Annotated in this window: 15 protein-coding genes and 3 pseudogenes; 4 read left to right on the top strand and 14 right to left on the bottom strand. The window is 56.9% G+C overall.

Translation table 11 applies throughout. The features are described from left to right. Positions 1–60 precede the first annotated feature (60 nt). Positions 61–1641, bottom strand: a complete 1581-nt coding sequence (peaA, locus tag AC1MDT_RS13130; protein ID WP_480422421.1) for a quinohemoprotein amine dehydrogenase subunit alpha — start codon at positions 1639–1641, stop codon at positions 61–63. Positions 1642–1985: 344 nt separating this feature from the next. Between peaA and AC1MDT_RS13135 the strand changes: the two genes are divergently transcribed. After that, entirely contained in the window at positions 1986–2342 is a 357-nt protein-coding gene (locus tag AC1MDT_RS13135; protein WP_480422422.1) for a hypothetical protein, read from the top strand. 49 nt (positions 2343–2391) lie between these two features. Here the strand turns inward: AC1MDT_RS13135 and AC1MDT_RS13140 are convergent, their stop codons facing one another. Then, positions 2392–2646 carry a DUF1652 domain-containing protein gene (locus AC1MDT_RS13140; protein ID WP_201113192.1) on the bottom strand — a complete coding sequence of 85 codons (255 nt, stop codon included), beginning with the start codon at positions 2644–2646 and terminating at the stop codon, positions 2392–2394. Positions 2647–3056: 410 nt separating this feature from the next. Between AC1MDT_RS13140 and AC1MDT_RS13145 the strand changes: the two are divergent. The 3 genes and pseudogenes from AC1MDT_RS13145 to AC1MDT_RS13155 all read left to right on the top strand — a co-directional run. After that, a pseudogene (locus AC1MDT_RS13145) lies at positions 3057–3839 on the top strand (MCP four helix bundle domain-containing protein); the annotation flags it as partial. Then, the gene (locus AC1MDT_RS13150; protein ID WP_480422776.1) at positions 3834–4697 is read left to right on the top strand and encodes a methyl-accepting chemotaxis protein; all 864 of its coding nucleotides are present in this window, start codon (positions 3834–3836) and stop codon (positions 4695–4697) included. The pseudogene AC1MDT_RS13145 and the gene AC1MDT_RS13150, both read left to right, overlap by 6 nt. Positions 4698–4973: 276 nt before the next feature. Continuing rightward, entirely contained in the window at positions 4974–6464 is a 1491-nt protein-coding gene (locus AC1MDT_RS13155) for an aldehyde dehydrogenase family protein (protein WP_480422423.1), read from the top strand. 123 nt (positions 6465–6587) lie between these two features. On the opposite strand, the gene qhpG is transcribed toward AC1MDT_RS13155, so the two are convergent. The 12 genes and pseudogenes from qhpG to livH all read right to left on the bottom strand — a co-directional run bounded on the left by qhpG (position 6588) and on the right by livH (position 20510). Further along, positions 6588–7877 carry a flavin-dependent monooxygenase QhpG gene (gene qhpG, locus AC1MDT_RS13160; RefSeq protein ID WP_480422424.1) on the bottom strand — a complete coding sequence of 430 codons (1290 nt, stop codon included), beginning with the start codon at positions 7875–7877 and terminating at the stop codon, positions 6588–6590. After that, positions 7874–8551, bottom strand: a complete 678-nt coding sequence (gene qhpE / locus AC1MDT_RS13165; protein ID WP_480422425.1) for a subtilisin-like serine protease QhpE — start codon at positions 8549–8551, stop codon at positions 7874–7876. Before qhpE ends, qhpG begins: the two co-directional genes overlap by 4 nt. Then, a complete protein-coding gene (locus tag AC1MDT_RS13170) occupies positions 8541–10259 on the bottom strand; it encodes an ABC transporter ATP-binding protein (protein ID WP_480422428.1) in 1719 nt (572 codons plus the stop codon). The genes qhpE and AC1MDT_RS13170 overlap by 11 nt, the downstream gene beginning before the upstream one ends. Beyond that, a complete protein-coding gene (locus AC1MDT_RS13175) occupies positions 10259–12163 on the bottom strand; it encodes a sigma-54-dependent Fis family transcriptional regulator (RefSeq protein WP_480422429.1) in 1905 nt (634 codons plus the stop codon). Before AC1MDT_RS13175 ends, AC1MDT_RS13170 begins: the two co-directional genes overlap by 1 nt. 205 nt (positions 12164–12368) lie before the next feature. Beyond that, a pseudogene (locus tag AC1MDT_RS13180) lies at positions 12369–12617 on the bottom strand (M20/M25/M40 family metallo-hydrolase); the annotation flags it as partial. A gap of 10 nt (positions 12618–12627) precedes the next feature. Beyond that, positions 12628–14274 carry an acetolactate synthase large subunit gene (locus AC1MDT_RS13185; protein ID WP_480422430.1) on the bottom strand — a complete coding sequence of 549 codons (1647 nt, stop codon included), beginning with the start codon at positions 14272–14274 and terminating at the stop codon, positions 12628–12630. Positions 14275–14361: 87 nt separating this feature from the next. Further along, positions 14362–15129: a methyl-accepting chemotaxis protein gene (locus AC1MDT_RS13190; protein WP_480422778.1), complete on the bottom strand. Its 768-nt coding sequence runs from the start codon at positions 15127–15129 to the stop codon at positions 14362–14364. Between the two features lie 90 nt (positions 15130–15219). Then, positions 15220–16308, bottom strand: a pseudogene (locus AC1MDT_RS13195) (cache domain-containing sensor histidine kinase); the annotation flags it as partial. A 420-nt stretch (positions 16309–16728) separates the two neighbouring features. After that, the gene (locus AC1MDT_RS13200) at positions 16729–17445 is read right to left on the bottom strand and encodes an ABC transporter ATP-binding protein (RefSeq protein WP_480422431.1); all 717 of its coding nucleotides are present in this window, start codon (positions 17443–17445) and stop codon (positions 16729–16731) included. Further along, positions 17442–18317 carry an ABC transporter ATP-binding protein gene (locus AC1MDT_RS13205; RefSeq protein ID WP_480422432.1) on the bottom strand — a complete coding sequence of 292 codons (876 nt, stop codon included), beginning with the start codon at positions 18315–18317 and terminating at the stop codon, positions 17442–17444. Before AC1MDT_RS13205 ends, AC1MDT_RS13200 begins: the two co-directional genes overlap by 4 nt. Then, positions 18314–19594, bottom strand: coding sequence for a high-affinity branched-chain amino acid ABC transporter permease LivM (livM, locus tag AC1MDT_RS13210; RefSeq protein ID WP_480422433.1), 1281 nt, complete (start codon positions 19592–19594; stop codon positions 18314–18316). Before livM ends, AC1MDT_RS13205 begins: the two co-directional genes overlap by 4 nt. A 1-nt stretch (position 19595) precedes the next feature. Continuing rightward, entirely contained in the window at positions 19596–20510 is a 915-nt protein-coding gene (livH, locus tag AC1MDT_RS13215) for a high-affinity branched-chain amino acid ABC transporter permease LivH (protein WP_480422434.1), read from the bottom strand. Positions 20511–20568 lie beyond the last annotated feature (58 nt).

Consider the following 20568-nt stretch of genomic DNA (forward strand, 5'->3'; position numbering starts at 1 on the left):
CGCCTGGCGGAGCCTGCGGTCATTCCGAAAAGTGTCTGAAGCCTTTTTGGATCAGCCAACTTATGGAATGGGTGGATTGTTCCAGCGTTGCACGGTGACGATCATGTGGCCTTCGCCGGTCAGGGATTTCCCTGCGTCGTCGACGGCGGCGATCACCTTCAGGTTGCCGGCATTGTTGGTGGACATTTTGCGTTGTGGGTTCGGCCCGGCATCGCCTGGGGTGAACACGCCGCTGTCAGCCTGCATGGTGCCGGCGAACTTGACGTCTTCGTCTTCCTTGGCGCGATCGTCGAAGGCCTCGACCTTCCATTGCGCCGGGAACACACCGATGCGATACGGCTTGCCGTCGGCGCCCTTGCCCCAGGCTTCAGCGTCGAAACGGCCCTGGACCTTCGGCGTCGAGCCGCCCCCCTCGCCGATCCGTGCCACCGAGAACTCGGGCACGACTTTGACTTGAGCGATGCTGTTGTAGACCGACAGGGTCGGGCCTTTCAACGAGCCGACGGTAACCTCGCGCAGACCCGGTTGGGCATTGGCGGCGGCCTTGAGTTTGACCTTGATCCGATCCGGGCTTTGCTCGACGACTTCCACCACTTCCACGCCTTTGCCGAAGTTTGGCTTGCCGGTGAGACCGCTGCCGATCAAGGTGACTTCGGTTTCGGCGCCAGCCTTCAGGTAACCCGGTTGCACCGCCAGCAAACGACTGCTGCCCTGCTTGGCCGCGACGAAATCCAGACCCCGCTCATCGTGGTCGACCTCGAACATCCGGCCTTGCATGGCGTTGCCTTGGGCGGCGAACACTTGACGCATCGTTACGCCGTCGATGGTCACGTTGCCGCGCCATTCATAACCGGTGTAGAGAATGGCGCTGCCATCGCCGTTGAACGGGCTGCCATCGGCATACTGACCTTTGACGCTGACCTTGAAGGTGTCGTTGCCATCGGCGCTGACGCTCATCACCCCGGCGACTTCGCCTTTACCCGGCAAGTGGCCGCTAAAGCTCCAGTTGCCCACCAGCGTCTCGGATTTGGGTGCAGTGCTCAGCCATTTTTTCCAGGCCGGGTTGTCCAGTGGATACCGCTTGGCCAACAGCGGCACCATGTCCTTGCGGGCAATGTCGAACCAGTCACGGTCGCGGGCCAGGGCCTGGTATTCCAGCGACGGCCATTGGCCGAGGTGGAAGTTCACCAGGCGTTCCCATTCCTGGGCCGGACGTCGTTGCAGGGCAATCCGCGCACCGGAGTGACAGCGGCCGCACATCTGGCTGACCTGGTCATCGAACTTCTCGACGGTATTAAGCCGGCGTTCCAGCGCATAACGTACGCCGGCGGTTTCGCTCGGCGCCAGGCCTTGGGTATCGGCCAGGTATTTGACCAACGTGCGACGGTCGTCATCGCTGATCTGCAAACCGTGCATGGTCTGCATCCGGGCGATGCTCATCAGCCAGCCTTCCGGGGTCTTGCGCTGGTGGCTGATACGGCTCAGGGCGTTATCGGCTTCAGGGGTATGACAACCCTGACAGGTTTCCTTGAGGATGGTCTGGGCGTCACGGGCTGCCAGGCTGTAAGGCGAATGCAGCGCCACACATGCGGCCACGGCCAGCAGGCTGGCGCTCAGGCCTGATCGGTGTCTTCTCTTCATCAACGTCGAACCTCGCACGGTGCTTTCTTATTTTTGTGGCTAGTCGTTTTTATGGTTTCTGCCGCCGGCGGCGAACCGCCGACGGAGGCAAGAGAAACGTCTGTGATGAGCAATACACAGAGCGTGCCAGCTTGACGATTACCTTTTTTATCAAGCAGTTGCGTGAAGTTGACTGCTGTTGACCCTGCCTGATCAAGATGACCTGCGTCTAATATCGCGACAGATGTTGCAGTCTGAGACAAGGATAGATGCCCTGTCGGAAACAGTTCATCGCCCGAGAATTGACGGGGTTTGGCTGCAGGTGCGAAATGGTTGTTCACCGATTGCCAAACAGGGGACAAAAAATGGCAAACCTGACTGTTCTGGCGGGGGACTTTCTTCAGGGTGATGGAGAGTACAGAGACGGGGTTTTCACCCTCAGAACGTCACTTCATCCCTGGCCCGGCATTAACCTTGCGCTGTCTTCGATCGAGCGCATAGAAGTGGCCAATGAGGAATCGATCAACAACATCAAGGACGCCATCGGCTTTGGCGTGGCCGGCGCGATGCTGCTGGGCCCTATCGGCGCAATCGCTGGCTTCATGCTGGCCGGAAAGGAAACCGAAGTGACGTTTCTGGCAACGTTCAAGGACGGAAAAAAGCTCTTGGCTGCCGTTGATAGCAATGCGTTTGAAGAAATTTCCCGCATGTTGCACTCATGAGATCGCGGGCACATGCCGCACCGCCGGCGCGGTGTGGCGTGCCACTGTCTTAGATGTAAAACGTCGGGTGAATGGCTTTGTGCGCACTGATCTCTTGTTGCATCTCCGCCACCAGTGTCGCAATCGCGTGGGGACTGTCCAGCGTCCACATGGGAACGTGAGTTGCGACCAGGTCCACTTGGCCGGTCATGCAATCACAGACCCGAATGGTCAGGGATTGGTCGGCATCCATGCTGCACGTGCACACGGAGGGCAGAAAACTGTGCTCAATGATATTTTGAATTTCCAGGGTTGAAAGGAACATCGCTACCTCCCTCACGCCAGATAGGTGGCCGGGAAAATGCTCCGTCATTTCACCCACCCAACCTGAAAATTTTAGTCCTCAATGGGAAGCGGCTCAAGTTCGCAAACCGGTCGCTCGTCGTCTCAGCCACTGTCGCGAGTTGCGACCGCACACAAAAGCCGATGTAGGCCTTTTTAATCAAGGCTTTAACCGGAAAACCCGACCCAAAAAGCCCTTACTTTGCGGTCATTTGGAAGCCAATAGAAAGGAGAGGCGGACTTATTGGAGGTGTTCAGTGTGCCAAGGGGGGGTTACCCCTTCACTTCCTTGCCGTGCGGTCGATAACACACTCTGTGGGAACGATTCATTCCTGCTTTCTCTTGCGACCTATCGCATTTAATGCCCTGCTGCCCACTATAGGATGTCTCAGCATGAACTGGTTTTATGACGCCAAGCTGTCGACCAAACTCATTTTTTCATTCGCGCTATGCGCATTCATTACCTTAGGGGTGGGGGTACTGGGAAGTCGGGGTATCACCACCCTTTCGAGCACCCTCAAGGAGGTCTTCTCCAATAACTTGCTGTCTGTCACCAAAATCGGAGAAACCAAGACCAGCGCGGTCTCTCAGAACCGCGATTTGTATCGACTCATGGCGGTGATCGCTGCCAATGGGCCTCAGAGCGTGAAGAGTGAGATTCTGGCCAGTATGACGGCCAACCGGGCGGCCAGTGAAAAAGCGTTTTCCATATACCGTGCCACCCCTCTGGAAGACGATGAACGCGCCGCCGGTGACAAAATGGAGAGGGACTGGCCAGCCTATCAGGCACTGGTCGACCGAGCTGTCGGATTGATTGCCAAGTGGGATGTCGAGGGGGCGAGAACACTGTTGGATACTGATGTGCAAAAAGCTTACCAGACGGTGATGGACGAACTGGCGATCATGGTGGAGTCGAATAACCGGCAGATTGACGAAGGCGCCGTGAATGCCTCGCAACAGGCGCTCTCGGCCAATACTGCTCTCTACATCTGCATTGCCGTCGCATTCATTGCCGCGCTGATGTTGGGCTTGTTCATCAGTCGCGTGATCAGTCGGCCGATCGCCGCAGCCGTTGCCAGTGCTCGGCGTGTGGCGGCCGGCGACCTGAGCCAGACGATCATCAGTACTGGCCGTGATGAGACGGGCCAACTGCTGACCGCTCTTGGCGAAATGCAGGGCAGTCTCAAGGCTACGATCCAACAGATCGCCAGCGCAGCGGAACAACTCGCTAGCGCTGCCGAAGAACTCAATGCAGTGACCGAGGAAAGCAGCCGCGGCCTGACACGCCAGAACGATGAAATCCAGCAAGCCGCGACCGCCGTCACGCAAATGACCGCGGCGGTGGAAGAAGTCGCCCGCAACGCCATTTCCACTTCCGACGCATCGAAAAGCACCACCGAAGAAACTGCCAACGGCCGAGACCAGGCGCTTGAAGCGGTGAATGCCATTAACAGTGTCAGCGCCGAAATCACCGCGTCCACTGACTTTGTCGAAGAGCTGGCGGGACGGGTGCAAGACATTGGCAAGGTGCTGGACGTCATCCGCGCGATCGCCGAACAGACCAACCTGTTGGCACTGAATGCCGCCATTGAGGCTGCCCGCGCTGGCGAGCAAGGCCGAGGCTTTGCCGTAGTCGCGGATGAAGTGCGAGCGTTGGCCGCCCGCACTCAAGCCTCCACCGGTGAGATCGAGGGGATGATTGGTACGGTACAGAACAGTGCCAACCAGGCCGTGCGCTCGATGGGCAGCAGCCGTACGCTGGCGACCAGTACTCAGTCGCTGGTCCAGGCCACAGGTCAGTCCCTTGAGCGTATCGCGCAGAGCATCGCTCAGATTAATGACCGCAACATGGTCATTGCCACCGCTTCCGAGGAACAGGCCCATGTGGCACGCGAGGTTGATCGCAATCTGGTGAACATCCAGACCCTGTCGACCCAGACTGCCGCAGGTGCGAACCAGACCAGCGCTTCGAGCCAGGAGCTGTCGCGCCTGGCCATTTCGTTCAATAGTCTGGTGGGCAAGTTCAGACTCTAGGTCAGGCAGAGCACTCTCTCCAGTGGCTCATGGATGAGCTCCAGAGGCTGAACATTCTGACAGTGGATTTTTGGGAGGTGTTGGGGAGAGTCTTAAAGCCCAGCAAAATCAGTCTCTTGAATCTCAGCCGCTGTCGCGATTTGCGACAAACCAAAGGCTGTCATTATCCCGCTGCGTCACGCAGAACCCTGTCGACAAAGGGCTTGCCAGCGCTTCCCGGTACTTGGCACAGCCATTGCGAAAGCCTTGTTCTCCCGAACAACAAGAGGCCTCGCCATGACGCTCCCTTATCTGCTCCCTGCCACCTCGGTGTTCATTCAACGCGCCCCACGCATGCTTATCGGTGGCGACTGGGTCGAGGCCGCCGACGGCCAGACCATGCCCTTGCACAACCCGGCCACCGGCGAAGTGCTCTGCGTGGTGCCACGAGCCACGCCCGACGACGTCGACCGTGCGGTACTCGCCGCCCGTCAGGCGTTCGATGATTCCACCTGGAGCCGCACCCGCCCGCGGGAGCGGCAGAACCTGCTGTGGAAACTGGCAGACCTGATGGAGCGCGACGCCGAATTGCTCGCGCAGCTGGAATGCCTGAACAACGGTAAAAGCGCGGCGGTGGCCCAAGTCATGGACGTGCAGCTGTCCATCGACTTCCTGCGCTACATGGCCGGTTGGGCGACCAAGATCGAAGGCTCCAGCGTCGAGGTCTCGTTACCGTTGATGCCCAACGATCAGTTCCACAGCTTCATCCGTCGCGAGGCCGTAGGCGTGGTCGGCGCCATCGTCGCCTGGAACTTCCCGCTGCTGCTGGCCTGCTGGAAACTCGGTCCGGCGCTGGCCACCGGTTGCACCGTAGTGCTCAAACCCGCCGACGAAACACCGCTGACCGCCTTGAAACTCGCCGAGCTGGTGCTGGAAGCCGGTTACCCCGAGGGTGTCTTCAACGTCGTCACCGGCACCGGCATCACCGCCGGTTCGGCCCTGACCCACAATCCGCTGGTGGACAAGCTTACCTTCACCGGCTCCACCGCCGTGGGCAAGCAGATCGGCAAGATCGCCATGGATTCCATGACCCGGGTCACCCTGGAACTGGGGGGCAAATCCCCGACCATCGTCATGGCCGATGCCGACCTGAAGACCGCCGCAGCCGGTGCTGCCAGCGCGATTTTCTTCAATCAGGGCCAAGTGTGCTGCGCCGGGTCGCGACTGTATGTGCAGCGCAAACATTTCGACAATGTGGTGGCGGACATCGCCGATATCGCCAATGCGATGAAGCTGGGTAACGGGCTGGACCCGAGTGTAGAGATGGGACCGCTGATCTCCGCGCGTCAACAGGAACGGGTGTATGGGTACATCGAAAAGGGACGGGAAAGTGGCGCGACGATTGCCTGCGGCGGCGAGCAGTTCGGGCCGGGGTTTTTCGTCAAACCGACGGTAATTGTCGACGTCGACCAGAAGCACTCACTGGTGCAGGAAGAAATCTTCGGCCCGGTGCTGGTGGCGATTCCGTTCGATGACGAAGCCGACGCGCTGCGCATGGCCAATGACAGTCCTTATGGCCTCGGGGCGAGTATCTGGTCGAATGATCTGGCGGCGGTGCACCGGATGATTCCGCGAATCAAGTCGGGCTCGGTGTGGGTCAACTGCCACAGTGCCCTGGACCCGGCACTGCCGTTTGGCGGGTACAAGATGTCGGGGGTTGGACGTGAAATGGGGTATGCGGCGATTGAGCATTACACCGAGTTGAAATCGGTGTTGATCAAGTTGTAATTACCGGCGCCCTTTAGGGCCCCATCGCGAGCAAGCTCGCTCCCACAGTGGTTTTGTTTCGTTCACAAATCCCCTGTGGGAGCGAGCTTGCTCGCGATGAGGCCGGCACAGCCAATCCAACTATCAGGGTTTGAACCCCTGACTTAGCAACCAACTACGAACCATCCGCCCCTGCTCCGCCGTCATCCCCGCCAACACCTGATCCGCCGGCTCACTGCTTAACCGCCGCACCAACGGCGCCAGCTCAACCCCCTGAACATGCCAAATCCCCAAGGGTTGATCCGCCGTAATCACCACCTCGGCTTCATCGACAAAACCATCCTTCAACACCGGAGCCCGCTCAATCCTCAACGCTTCAAAATCCGCCTCGGCATGGGCAACCTCCGCATCCGGCCACTGCCGCCGCGCGAGCCAGAACGGCTGCGCCAGCCAACGCTTCTCATCGGCATAAAAATCCCGCCCGATCCGCGCAAATCGTAAAAACAACTGCTCCACTCGCTGCTGATGAAACCGCTGCGCCAGCGCTGCTCGCTCCGGTTTTCGCAACAACGTGTTGATCACCGTCGGTGCCTGCAACGCCGAGGACAGCGACTGAAATATCCCGTTGCCCGACAACGGATCCACTGCCATCGCCGCATCGCCGACCCGAATCCAGTGATCGCCGCACACCCGTGGGCACAGAATCGCAGTGCTGCTGCGTGCGTGCAGCTGTAGATCCACCTCAGGCTCAGCGCCGAAAAAAGCCCGCGCCAACGCCGAGCCTTGGCGCCGCTGAGTACAGTAATCCAGCAACTGCGCCTTGCCCGGCAATTGCGCGCTGGCCACGTCCACCGTCCATTGCCAATAACACTGACCGTCGGACCGCCGCGCCATCCATGCCCAACCGTCCTCCAGACTTTCTACAGCACTGGCCGTGTCGCCCGGTGCACCTTGCCAGCGATTCAACAGGCTCACCGTCTCTGGCCCACGCCGGCCTTTACCGAGCGCAGGCGCCTGACGCCCGCGAGCCTCCACCAGAAAGTCCGCCAGCAGCGCTTCACGCCCTTCGATCTCGACCTGATGCCCCGCCGCTGAGGCCTGCACGCTCAGCACTCGACCTTCGATCAACTCAACGCCGGCCAGGCGCAAATCCTCGCGCAGACCTCGGTCAAAGCTCGGACGATCCAATAGAAATTCAATATTTTGCGCATGCTGTTGGCCGTTCCACGACACCTGTCGCTGAGACGGCAGTGCCGCGTCGGCCAACGCTTGATGCAACCCCGCGCCGCGCAATGCGTCCAGCACCCTGACAGACACGCCCTCCAGCGCGGCAAACCGGCGCCACTCGCTGACCAGCGTCACCGGATAACCAAGTCGTCGCAAACCCAAGGCAACCGCCGCGCCTGCAGGCCCTGCGCCCAGAATCAAGATCATGGTCCAACGCGCCGTTCAGGGCCGCGATATTGGGCGTTCTCTTGCAGCCATTCGATGACCTGTTGATTGCTGGCGTCGGGCTGCTCAACCAGGAAGCGCGCAATGTGCCCACTCAATGCGGCACACCCCAGGCTGGCGCCGGACTGCCCCGGATACGTGCCATGCACACACGCTGCGAAATCCGCCTGAGCGCTGTTGAGCCACGACCATTCGTGTTCGGCACAACGGGCATCGCCGGTCACTCGCAGCACCTGTGGATAATTCGCCGGGAACACGCCCTCGCCTTGCGCCGGGCTGGAGGCACAGAGCAAAACACCCTGCGCCACCGCCGCCGCGCAGGCCTCCCGCAACAGGCTACGATCCTGACGCAAGCCGAGGCTCAGATTGATCAGCCGCACGTCCTGCGCGACCAGCCAGTCAATCGCCGTGGCGATCTGCAAGGCGCTGGTGACGCCACGCTGATCGAACACCTGAGCCACGCAAAACACCGCTGAAGGCGCCCACCGCCCGATTGCCTCGATCACTGCACTGCCGTGGCCCAGCGGATCATCCCGTAACTCGTTTTCGGCCAGCCCGTCTTCCAGCAACGAAAACCGCCGCCCGGCCACGACTTGCACCCGTTGCGCCGCCGAATGACCGCTGTCCACCACGCCAATCCGCAACTCAGGCTTCATGCAGCACCGTTTTCGATGTGAGCACGCCGTCCAGCATTTCAAAGCGCAGATCGGCATCGGCCAGGGTCGAGGGGCGATGGCTGATGAGGATTCGTGTACGCCCGGCAAACAGACGGTCAATGGCCTCGATCACTTCGCGTTCGGTGGCTTCATCCACCGCCGAGGTCGCTTCGTCCAGGACCAGGATCAAGGGGTCCTGCAACAGCGCCCGAGCGATGGCAATACGTTGTTTCTGCCCGCCGGACAATTGTTGACCGCGCTCGCCCAACGGGCTGTCGAGGCCTTCAGGCAAGGACGCGATCAGGCTATCGAGTTGCGCCAGCCGCGCCACGTCGGCAATCGCTTCGCGGCTGGCGTCCGGCACCGCGTAGGCGAGGTTGTCGGCCAGGCTGCCGCGAAACAAAACGATGTCCTGACTGACCACGGCAATCCGTCGACGCAACTGGAACAGGTCCAGTTCACGCAAGTCGACCTCCCCCAACAGCACACGACCGGACTGCGGATCATGGTGCCGTTGCAGAAGGTCGATCAGGGTCGATTTACCGACCCCGGAGCCGCCGCTGAGGGCGACTTTCAAGCCATAGGGAATTCGCGCTTCGATGCCGCGCAGCGTTGTCGGGCGACCGGGATGGCTGAAGTGCACATCGTCAAATCGCAAGTCGCCGGAGGCTGGCATCGGCTGCGGTGTGACGGGCGTGAGAACGGTCGGCGCTTCGCCGCGCAATTCCATCACGCGCCCGAGGCTGACGGTCATCCGCTGAATCGCGACATAGAGGCCGAGCAGGCTCTGAACCGGCCCGACCGCCATGCCCAAATAAGTGGAAAACGCGATCAACGCACCCAGTTGCCAAGTGCCCTGCACCACCCAGTAACCGCCGATCAAGAAGGCGCAGGCCCGGGACAACGAGGTCAGCGTACCGGGCACAGCCTGGGTGAAAAACTCGGTGACTTGCAGGCGCAACAACTGGCTCATGTAGCCCTGCCCCAATGTCTCCAGCCGCCGCGATTCACGTTGCTGCTGACCGGCGGACTGAATGAATTTCATCACCGGCAGCGTCTCGACCATGAACGACGACATGTCCGCCGAACGCTCGCGCAACTGCCGCACATCTCGCTCGACCTTGCGCCGCATCCAGCGCAGCCAGAGCACATCGAGGGGAATCAGCACCAGCGCCAGCAGCGAGAGCTTCCACGACAGGGTCAGCAACATGGCCACCGCGCAGACCAGTCCGATCACGCTGGAGACTGCCGAGAACAGCGAATCCACGGCAAAGCGCTGGATCTCGGCAACGTCGCCATCGAGGCGCGACATCAGGTCACCGATCCGGCGCTGACCGTAGAAGCTCGGCGACAACGTCTGCAAATGCCGGTAGAGGTCGTCGCGCAGGGCAAACAGAATTCGCCCGGAAAGCCGCGTATGCAGGTAACGATTGATCCCCGACAACCCGGTGCCGAGCAACCCGGCAATGATCATCAGCCCGGCGATCAGCACCAGCTTCGCAAAGTTGCGCGCCAGTAGCCCATCGTCGATCAACAACTTGGTCAGCCACGGTTGCACCAGCACCAGCAATGACGCGCAGACTGACAACCCCAGCAACCCGGCAATCGCCAGGCGATGGGGTCGCACAAAGCTGTAGAGCCAACGTAGCGCCGCCTGCAGGGCTTCGGGGTGCTGGCTGTCGATCAGCCGAACGATCAAGCGCTGCATCACGAACGCAACTGTTTGAGCTTGCGATACAGGGTCGCGCGACTGATGCCCAAGGCGTCGGCGGCGGCCGAGACGTTGCCCTGATGGCTGTCCAGGGACTGGCGAATCAGCTCAAGCTCGTTTTCGCGAATGCTGCCCGACTGGGGACGTTCACTGGCGGTCAATTCGTCGAGCATGCTGTCGGGCAAGTGGTCGAGGGTGAGCACGGTTTCGCCCGGCTCGCGCATGGCCAGTGCAGTGCGCAGCACCATTTCCAGTTGGCGGATGTTGCCCGGCCAGTGATAGCCGGCGAGCAAGCGGTTCAAATCGTCATGCAGGACCACCGTCGGCGCGTCGAGTTTGCTCAGCAGGCGGCCGACCAGAGCACTGAAATCCTCGCGTTCTCGCAGGGCCGGGAGCATCACGCTGATGCCATTGACCCGGTAAAACAGGTCTTCACGGAAGTGCTTTTCCTCCACCAGACGCTTGAGGTCACGGTGGGTGGCACAGATCAATGCAACGTCGATGTCTTGCTCCTCGCCAGCGCCCAGCGGCGCGACTTTACGATCCTGCAGCACCCGCAACAAGCGAGCCTGCAAGGCCAGCGGCATGTCGCCGATTTCATCAAGAAACAAGGTGCCGCCATGGGCCTGTTGCAGGCGCCCAATCATCCCGCCGCGACGGGAGCCGGTGAAGGCGCCTTCGCGATAGCCGAACAGTTCGGACTCGATCAGGCCTTCGGGGATCGCCGCGCAATTCACTGCCACGAAGGGTTTGTCGCAGCGGGTGCCGGCCATGTGCAAGGCGCGGGCGATGACTTCCTTACCCGTGCCGGTCTCACCGAGCAGCAACACCGGCAGCTCATTGGCCAGCCCCTGTCGGGCCATGCGCAAGGCCCGGGCATAACGGACATTGCTGCCCGCCAGGGTGTCCAGATCTGGCTGTGGTTTAGCGGTTTTGGCGGTGCTGCGCGCAGGGCTGCTGACGTTGATCGAACGTTGCGGTGCACGCAGGGTTTTGTAGAAAAATTCCCCTTTGGCGGTCTGCAGGCTGCCGACGCCGTCCTGATGCAGGCGCGCCAACAGTTGCAGGCCATCAACGCCGAGAAACTCTTCGCAGCGTCGACCGATCAATGCCGAACGCTCGGCGTGGAGCAACTGGCAGGCCTGGGCGCTGACCGCGAGGATCTGCCCGCCCAGGCTCACGGCCAACAGACCTTGCCATGGCGATTCGAGGTATTGGCGACGGCTGTGGAACGCCAGGACGATCTGGTCCGGAAAACTGGCGTTGAACACTCGGCTTTCGATCTGGCTGACGGCCATCGCCAGCAATGCGGTGCTGTCGTGGACACGGCCCAGTGGACCTTCGCGAGTCAGGTCGAGCACGCCGAGGATGTCGCCCTGCGGGCAATGAATGGGCACCGAGGTGCAGGAAAAATCAGTCAGGCGATCGAGGTAATGTTCACCACAATCGATCAGCGTCGGCCGGGCTTCGACCAGCGCGGTGCCGAGGGCATTGGTGCCGCGCGCCGCTTCGCTCCAGCAGGCGCCGAGGGTGATGTCTTGCAGGCCGCTGCCCTTGAGGCGATCGGCACGGCCTTCGACGGCGAGGATGGTCGCGTCGGAGTTGGCCAGGATGATCAGTCCTTCCTTGCCTTGGCGCGCGGCCAGGTAGTCGATGGCCGGCATCGCGGCGTCGATCAACAATCGATTGCTCGCCAGCAGCACATCGAGGCTGGCACTTGATTCCAGCGCCAGCTCGAACGTGCTGTTGAAATGCACGCCATGGCTAAGGCTGCGCCGCCACGATGCATCGATTTCCGCCCGCAATACGCCATCGGGGACTTCGCCCTCGAGATGGAGTTTTTCTCGGGCCAGCCGGGCTTCACGGTGCTGTTGGGGTGGAGTTGTTTTTATTAGTGTCATCAAGCGCTCCGGATCGGTCCGCCCTGCGCTTTTTTAAGTTCAGCGCCCTGCCGCAATCTTTACGTTAACGTAAGGGCAATGGCAAGTGCCTTACGGCGCTTGTGTTTGATCCGTTGCACCGCGTTATCGTTCTTCGCGAGCAGGCTCGCGAAAGCGATGTGGCAAACAACATTTGCGTCGGCTGACACTCCGCGACCGGCTGCTCCTACAGAGGGCGGGACAGCACAGCGTTGAGCAGGACATCAGTGCCCTGGCGCACGTCTTCGGGTAGCACATCTTCAGTTTCGTTATGGCTCAACTCGCCGACACAAGGGATGAATACCATGACAGTCGGGCATAACCGCGCCAGATGAATCGCGTCGTGGCCGGTGCTGCTGACAATCGATTGTTGAGCGTAGCCCGGCGTGTCCACTGCCTGCTGCACTGCCGCCACGCAGTTGGCGTCGAACGGCGTAAGGGAATGCTTACAAAGCAGCACTACGCTCTCTCAACGCAACGTTGAGAATGAAGTCATTTTCCGAGTAGTCGACAGCGCAATCGATGACATGCACTCCTGGCTGCGTAATACAGAGCTGAATCAGTGGAAGAAAATCTGCAGCACTTTCCACACGGTGGCCCTTGGCACCGTAACTCTGGGCGTACAGAACAAAGTCTGGATTGCCATAGTCCAGACCAAAATCCTCAAACCCCATCTGGGCTTGCTTCCAACGAATCATGCCGTAGCCGTCATCACGCAGGATCACCACGACCAGGTTCATCTTCATACGGACTGCAGTTTCAAGCTCTTGGCTGTTCATCATAAATCCACCATCACCACATACTGCGACAATGGGCTTCTCGGGATAAACCAATCGCGCAGCCATAGCTGAGGGCAGACCGGCGCCCATAGTAGCAAGCGCGTTATCGAGCAGAACGGTATTGGGCATGTGCGCTTTATAGTTACGAGCGAACCAAATCTTATAGATACCATTATCTAACGCGACGATTCCTTCCGAAGGTAGGGCTTTACGCAGATCCGCCACGACACGCTGGGGATACATCGGGAAACGGCCATCGTCCGCCCCCTCAATAATCTGAGCCTCGTTCGCCTCCCGTATGCTAAGGATACGAGTGAAATCCCATTGCTCCTGATCACTAAGCGCCTCACTAATCTGCCAAATGGAATTAGCGATGTCGCCGATCACTTCAATCTGCGGAAAGTAGACAGGATCGACCTCGGCAGACCGAAAATTTACATGAACAACTTCGGTTCCCCCACGAACCATGAAAAATGGTGGTTTCTCAATGACGTCGTGGCCAATGTTCACAATGAGGTCCGCGGATTCCAGCGCGCGATGTACAAAATCCCCTGATGACAACGCGGCGTTACCGAGAAACATCGGGTGGCGCTCATCGACCACGCCCTTACCCATTTGTGTGGTGATGAAAGGAATCCCTGTTTTCTCCACAAGTTGAAGGAGCACCCGGGCAGTCATTTTGCGGTTTGCGCCCGCGCCAATAACAATAATAGGACTCTTCGAATCTTTCAGCTTCGCAACTGCTGCTTGAATGGATTTGCACTCAGCCAACGGGCGGCGGGTTAGGCAAGGTGGTATAGGTGTGCTGTCAGTGTGCTCTGCAGCCACATCTTCCGGCAGTTCGAGGTGAACCGCGCCTGGCTTTTCTTCCTCTGCCAAGCGAATTGCTTCACGAATTCGAGAAGGAATGTTGTCTGCTGACGCTAATTGATGGGTGTATTTCGTTAGCGGGGCCATCATCCCCACGATGTCCAAAATCTGAAAACGGCCTTGCTTGGATTTTTTGATTGGCTTCTGACCAGTGATCATCAACATTGGCATGCCACCGAGGTAGGCATAGGCCCCCGCCGTAACCAAGTTAGTGGCACCAGGGCCAAGAGTAGATAAGCTGACTCCCGTTTTTCCAGTTAGCCGACCATAGGTGGCAGCCATGAAGCCCGCCGATTGTTCATGTCGTGTAAGAACTAGTTTTATTTGCCTGGATCTCCTCAGAGACTCCAGCAAGTCAAGATTTTCTTCACCTGGAATACCAAATACGTACTCAACACCTTCGTTTTCCAAGCATTGCACGACAACATCAGCGGCTTTGGCCATCACGTTACCTTTTTACCTTTAATTTGCGCAAACACGCATTAACACGAAGTACGAGCGAACAACACGCAGAACAATAATCTCAGCTGGTTATATCTTGAATCTACGTACAAGCACGTCCATCTCATGGGACAAATGGACTAGGGCCAGCGAATCACTTCGAGCATCGTCGGCCAGTTGAGCGACCAATTGAGCATCCCCATGGACAAGACTTATGTGCCGATTGATATCTTCGGCAACTTGGTGTTGTTCCTCTGCTGCAGTGGCTATCTGAATGTTCATGTCGCGAATCACATCCACTGATTCGCGGATCTGGCCGAATCTGTTCCGAGCAAGCCCAATTCGATTGACCGACTCTTGGGACACTTTCAAACTTTCATGCATTTGGGACGCCACCTGGCTAGTGCGGCGCGCTAAATTACCAAGCAGGCCATCAATTTCCTCTGTGGAGTCTGCAGTTCGCCTGGCAAGTGCCCTGACCTCATCAGCAACTACAGCAAATCCACGACCCTGATCACCGGCACGAGCTGCCTCAATCGCCGCATTTAGTGCAAGCAGATTGGTTTGTTCGGCAATGGAGCGGATGGTACTCAGGATGGACTGAATATCATTGCTGTCTCGCTCCAGTTGCTGCATAGACTGTGCGGAGTGCTCGATGCCTTCACTCAACTGATCAACGCTGCAGACTGCAGCGTCAATCTCCTGCTGTCCTTCGCGGGCCTGTCGCCGGCCATTGTCGGCAGACTCCGCCGCCTGGCTGCATGAGCGAGCCACTTCATTAGCTGTCGCCACCATTTCATGGAATGCGGTTGAGACCATGTCAATGGCCTCTCTCTGACGGACCGCTGCGTCAGCCATTTCACCGGAGACCTTAGTGGAGCTGTTCGAGTTGGCTAAAATACCTTCAGCCGCTTGGCTGATGCGGTGAATTAAATTGCGGATAGCCCCCAGAAACTGATTGAACCAACCTGATAACTGGGACGTTTCATCGTTACCGCGTATTCCTAGACTGCGGGTCAAGTCACCTTCACCTTGGGCGATGTCTTCCAGACCTTTCGTCACGTCCAAAATGGGACGAACAATCATCCTGGAAAAAATATACCCAGCCAACGCAAACACCATTGCCATGACGCCGGCGATCAAGCCGACAAGCCAGGTCAAGCGTGTAGTCGAAGCCATGACTTCATCACGCTTGACCAGCCCTACAAAGCTCCAGCCAAGCTGTTCGGACGGCCATACGTTCGCCATGTATCGCTCGCCGCCGAGTTCAACCTCAATCAACCCTTTACCAGCAGTTGCTAGCTGCTCATACCCCTCACCAAGATCACTTAGCTTTTTGAAATTGTGTTCTGGGCGCTGTGGATCCACCAGAACAACGCCATTGCGCTCAAGCAGCATCAAATAGCCACTTTCACCCAGTTTTATTTGTTTCACAATTTCAGTGAGTTGCTTCAGCGAGACATCTATATTGACGACCCCTCCCTGCGGTCCAAGACGGTTGGCCATCGTACGAACGGTGCTAACTAGTACAGCATCATCGCCCGCCCAGTAATAAGCGTCGGTACGCATTGTCTTCCCTGGATTCGCCTGTGCAAGTTTGAACCAGGGTCGCTGGCGGGGATCGTAGCTGGCCATCTTCGGATCCCCGGGCCAGAACACATAACCACCCTCCGTCGTGCCCACCGCGATATAGGCATACGAAGGATGGCTGGCAGCCAAACCCGAAAAATATTCAGTCAGCTGCTTATCCAATGCGCCTGGCTCGATAGAGGGTGCATCGGCGGACATGTACTGCTTAACGCCATCATCAACACTTTTTAGCAAAGGCTCGTTTGCCAGAAACTCAACATTCTGGCTGATCCCTTCAAAAAAAATCTGCATTGAGTTTGATACTTGGCGAATCTCTCGACCGCTACTATCAATAAAGTTTTCCTTTGCTTCCGAGCGTAAATTCAAGACAACCAGCGTTGCAACAATAAAAATGGGTGTAAATGCAATTGCCGCAAAAGCCAAAGTGAGCTTTTGTTTTATATTCATAATTAATCCACCATAAGATGTGCAACAACTACAAATCGCACCAAACCGCCCATGCAAAGCAATAGTCAACCACAACTGACAATTTCAACTTTTGCATATCGCCCTGATGAAGTTCAACCTACGGACTTATGCATGAACTTAAGCCCGAATCAGATTGATGAAAGCCCCATCAGCTGAATGTTAGCGACCGTGTACACGCTCCAGTCATCCTTCGCCGCAGATTTCAGCTCATCGATCAAAAGGATCCACTTTTTTATAGCCATTGCGCTCTGAGTCACCCACTCCTGCACCGCCTCAGAAGCATCCGAGGACTGCACTCTTAACTTAGCCTGCCTAAACGGAGGAGTGATGGAAATGCGGCTGGATGAGAAGAATCGGCATACCGCCCTCGGCACCCTCCGAGAGCGGCTTGGTTGAAGATCAGTGCCCGCCGAGATAGGCCTCTCGCACCTGCGGATTCTCAAGAAGCTCCCGACCAGTGCCCGACATGCGAATCTGCCCGTTGACCATGACATAGGCTCGGTCACTGAGCTTTAGCGCATGATTGGCATTTTGCTCAACGAGGAAAATGGTCATACCCCCTTTGGCCAGGTCGCGAAGGGTCTGGAAGATATGCTTAACGACAATCGGCGCCAATCCCAGGCTAGGTTCATCCAGCAACAGAATCTTCGGACGGCTCATCAAGGCACGCGCAATAGCGAGCATCTGCTGCTCGCCACCGGACATTGTCATTGCTCTCTGATTACGCCGTTCCTTCAGACGCGGAAAGAGTTCGAACATGCGTTGCAAGTCTTCCTCGGCGTGCGTCATTCCGATGGGAATAGTTCCCATCAACAGGTTCTCTTCAACCGTCATATCCGGAAAGACTCGGCGCCCTTCGGGTGACTGAGCAATGCCATTAGAGGCGATGTAATGAGATGACTTCTTGCTGATGTCCTCCCCTTTGTAAAGAATCTCCCCGCCACTTGCGCGGGGTTGACCGAAGATGGACATCAGTAGCGTTGACTTACCGGCCCCGTTAGCGCCGATCAGAGAGACCGTTTCGCCTTCATGGATCTCTAGCGAGACCTCACGTAGTGCTTGAACAGGCCCATAAAAAACATCGACATTGCGTAACTCCAGGATTGGCGCCTTCATGCGACCTCCTCCTCATCAGCTGCACCCAGGTAAGCGGCAATGACGCGTTCGTTAGAACGGATATGCTCGGGCCCTCCCCGGGCAATAACGTCACCGTGCTCAAGCACAATGATGTGATCGGAGATACTCATGACCATGCCCATATCGTGTTCAATCAACAGCACCGTGACACCATGAATATCACGCAGGCCGCGAATAATGGCTGTGAGTTTCAGAGTTTCTGCCGGGTTCAAACCCGCTGCCGGTTCATCGAGACAAACCAGTTCAGGGTTGGTACACATAGCACGGGCAATTTCAAGACGGCGCTGTTGCCCGTAGGACAACTCTCCCGCTAGTCGATTTGCAAATTCGCCCAGATCGACGAACTCCAGCCAGCGAAACGCGTTCTTGATCAGCTCCTTTTCGGTGCGACGGTAGCCTGGCGTATTCAATGCACCGGCCAACAGGCTCCGATTGGCTTCCATGTGCTGGACCACCAACAGGTTCTCAATCACTGACATTTCTTTGAACAAGCGAATGTTCTGAAAGGTTCGAGCCAAACCGGCACGATTCACCAAGTGGGTACCGCCGAACATCTTGAACCATAGCCGAGACGCAAACTTCAGCGGATTGACAAAGTCCGTCATCTGAAATGGCTCACCAAGGATCTTGATGATGTTGGTATCGCGCTTACGCGCATTGAGCTGGATCCGCCCCCCCGAGGCTTTATAGAAACCAGTCAGGCAGTTGAAAACGGTGGTCTTGCCGGCACCGTTGGGGCCGATCAATGCAGTAATAGAAGAGCGCTCGACCTCGAGATTGACGTCCTTCAGCGCCTTGATGCCACCGAAGTGCATCATGAGATTCTCTACACGCAAAATTGCGTCTTTCATTTCGCGACCCCTTCCGGAACGGCAATACCAATCCGGTTAATACGGATGAGTCCTCGCGGTTTCCAAATCATCATCACCACCATCAGTACCCCAAAGAGCAGCACGCGGTAGTCGGCAAAATTACGCAGCAGCTCCGGTACTACTGTGAGCACAAAGGCTGCAATCACTACCCCGACGGTTGACCCCATGCCACCCAAAACGACAATCGCCAGGATCAGTGCAGATTCAAAGAAGGTGAAGGACGTCGGGTTAACGAAACCCTGGTAACTGGCGAAGAAAACGCCCGCGATACCTGCGGTCGACGCACCAATCATGAAGGCAGACAGTTTCACCAACACATGATTGAGTCCCATGGCCCGGCAAGCGATTTCATCTTCGCGCAAGGCTTCCCATGCTCGGCCTATAGGCATGCGAGTGAGGCGATGTTTAAGATAGAGCACCGTCATTACGACAAGGAAAAGCACGGTGTATATAAAGATGTATTTCATATTAGGGTTATAAGCCACCCCAAAGAACTCATGATACGGAACACCCCCATCCTTGGCCTTGCGCCCGAATTCGAGCCCCAGAAAAGTAGGCGAAGGTACAGACATGCCATTGGGGCCGCCGGTGAGGGACAACCAGTTGTTGAGCACCAGACGAATGATTTCCCCAAACCCCAAAGTCACGATTGCCAGGTAGTCGCCATGCATGCGCAAGACTGGAAAACCCAAAATCGCACCTGCAAAAGCCGCTAACAGGGCTGCCAATGGAATCGCCGACCAAAATCCCAACCCCAGATGTTCGTATCCGAGGGCCAGGCCATAGGCACCGATAGCATAAAATGCCACATACCCCAGATCGAGCAAGCCAGCCAAACCAACAACTATGTTCAGTCCCAGCCCAAGAAGTACATAAATGAGCCCGAGGATAATCACGGTGAGAATGTATTTATTCGCCATAAAAGGCAGAGCCGCTGCAACTAATACAACCAGAAGCAGAACCCAGCGCATATTCGATTTATAGCCCGGAGGGAGCACAGTGACCCCACTACCGGTCAAATCAAAACGTGAGCTGAATTTTTTACCATGAGATGTTTGCAAAAAAGCGCTTACAAGGAAGCGTCCCGCCATCACAATAGCAACAGACCAAACGACACGATCAGCATGGAAATTGAAGCTGTAGCCATCCAGGACTACGCCCACAATCGGTCCGAATATAATTAACGCAAGCAACCCCGCAAGCACAGTATCCAGGAGACTTTTTTTCAAGTCGATAGATGAAGATTGAGCACTCATGTTACACCTTCGTTACTTTCGGACGCCCCAAGAGGCCTTGCGGACGGAAGATCAAAATCACTACTAACAACGCAAACGAAAACACGTCTTTGTAATCCGAGTTTATGACACTCGAAAATTGAGCTTCAGAAATACCTAGAATGAGTCCACCCAGCATCGCACCCGGCAATGAACCGATACCCCCTAAAACGGCCGCAGTGAAAGCCTTAATACCAATGATGAATCCTGCATAAAAATCAAAGGTACCGTAGTTCATTGTAATCAGAACGCCCGCCAAAGCAGCCATTGCTGCACCAATAACAAACACATACGAAATAACTCGATCTGTATTGATGCCCAATATCGATGCCATTTTGCGATCTTGCTGTGTCGCTCGGCACATTCTTCCCAAGCGAGTGTACTTGATGATGTAAGTCAACAAGCCCATGCCTATAAAAGAAGCCAACAGAATAAAAATCTTGGTGTAAGTGATTTGAACGAAACCACCGGCAATATCCAAACGTGCAGCACCTTCCAACAGGGTGGGAATACCTTGCTGTCGAGCGCCCTGGGTCAGCTGGACATAGTTCTGCAGAATCAATGAAATCCCGATGGCAGATATCAGTGGAGCAAGGCGAGTTGAGTTGCGCAGCGGTTTATAGGCTACACGTTCAATGACCCAACCGTAGGCACACGTAATCGCGATAGTGATTATGAGTGTGCCGAGTATCAAGAGCGGGAACGAATGCAGACCAAAAAATGCTAAGAGAGCCAACGTAATAGCAGAAAGGTAAGCGGAAATCATATAAACCTCGCCGTGCGCGAAGTTAATCATGCCGATGATTCCATACACCATGGTATAACCAATTGCGATCAGTCCGTAAACCGATCCCAACGTCAATCCGTTGACCATTTGTTGGAGGAACAGAGCGTCCACATTGACTCTCCTATTTAAAGTAATTCACCCATACCGATAACGGTATGGGCATTGAGCG

This window comes from Pseudomonas sp. ASL7, assembly GCF_056680375.1.

Coding starts and splice junctions, on each gene's coding strand:
- qhpE (WP_480422425.1), bottom strand. CDS start 8,551: ATGAAGCCTGAGTTGCGGATTGGCGTGGTGGACAGCGGTCATTCGGCG.
- AC1MDT_RS13155 (WP_480422423.1), top strand. CDS start 4,974: ATGACGCTCCCTTATCTGCTCCCTGCCACCTCGGTGTTCATTCAACGC.
- AC1MDT_RS13140 (WP_201113192.1), bottom strand. CDS start 2,646: ATGTTCCTTTCAACCCTGGAAATTCAAAATATCATTGAGCACAGTTTT.
- peaA (WP_480422421.1), bottom strand. CDS start 1,641: ATGAAGAGAAGACACCGATCAGGCCTGAGCGCCAGCCTGCTGGCCGTG.
- AC1MDT_RS13175 (WP_480422429.1), bottom strand. CDS start 12,163: ATGACACTAATAAAAACAACTCCACCCCAACAGCACCGTGAAGCCCGG.
- livM (WP_480422433.1), bottom strand. CDS start 19,594: ATGAGTGCTCAATCTTCATCTATCGACTTGAAAAAAAGTCTCCTGGAT.
- qhpG (WP_480422424.1), bottom strand. CDS start 7,877: ATGATCTTGATTCTGGGCGCAGGGCCTGCAGGCGCGGCGGTTGCCTTG.
- AC1MDT_RS13200 (WP_480422431.1), bottom strand. CDS start 17,445: ATGAAGGCGCCAATCCTGGAGTTACGCAATGTCGATGTTTTTTATGGG.
- AC1MDT_RS13205 (WP_480422432.1), bottom strand. CDS start 18,317: ATGAAAGACGCAATTTTGCGTGTAGAGAATCTCATGATGCACTTCGGT.
- AC1MDT_RS13190 (WP_480422778.1), bottom strand. CDS start 15,129: ATGGCTGACGCAGCGGTCCGTCAGAGAGAGGCCATTGACATGGTCTCA.
- AC1MDT_RS13150 (WP_480422776.1), top strand. CDS start 3,834: ATGCAGGGCAGTCTCAAGGCTACGATCCAACAGATCGCCAGCGCAGCG.
- AC1MDT_RS13170 (WP_480422428.1), bottom strand. CDS start 10,259: ATGCAGCGCTTGATCGTTCGGCTGATCGACAGCCAGCACCCCGAAGCC.
- AC1MDT_RS13185 (WP_480422430.1), bottom strand. CDS start 14,274: ATGGCCAAAGCCGCTGATGTTGTCGTGCAATGCTTGGAAAACGAAGGT.
- AC1MDT_RS13135 (WP_480422422.1), top strand. CDS start 1,986: ATGGCAAACCTGACTGTTCTGGCGGGGGACTTTCTTCAGGGTGATGGA.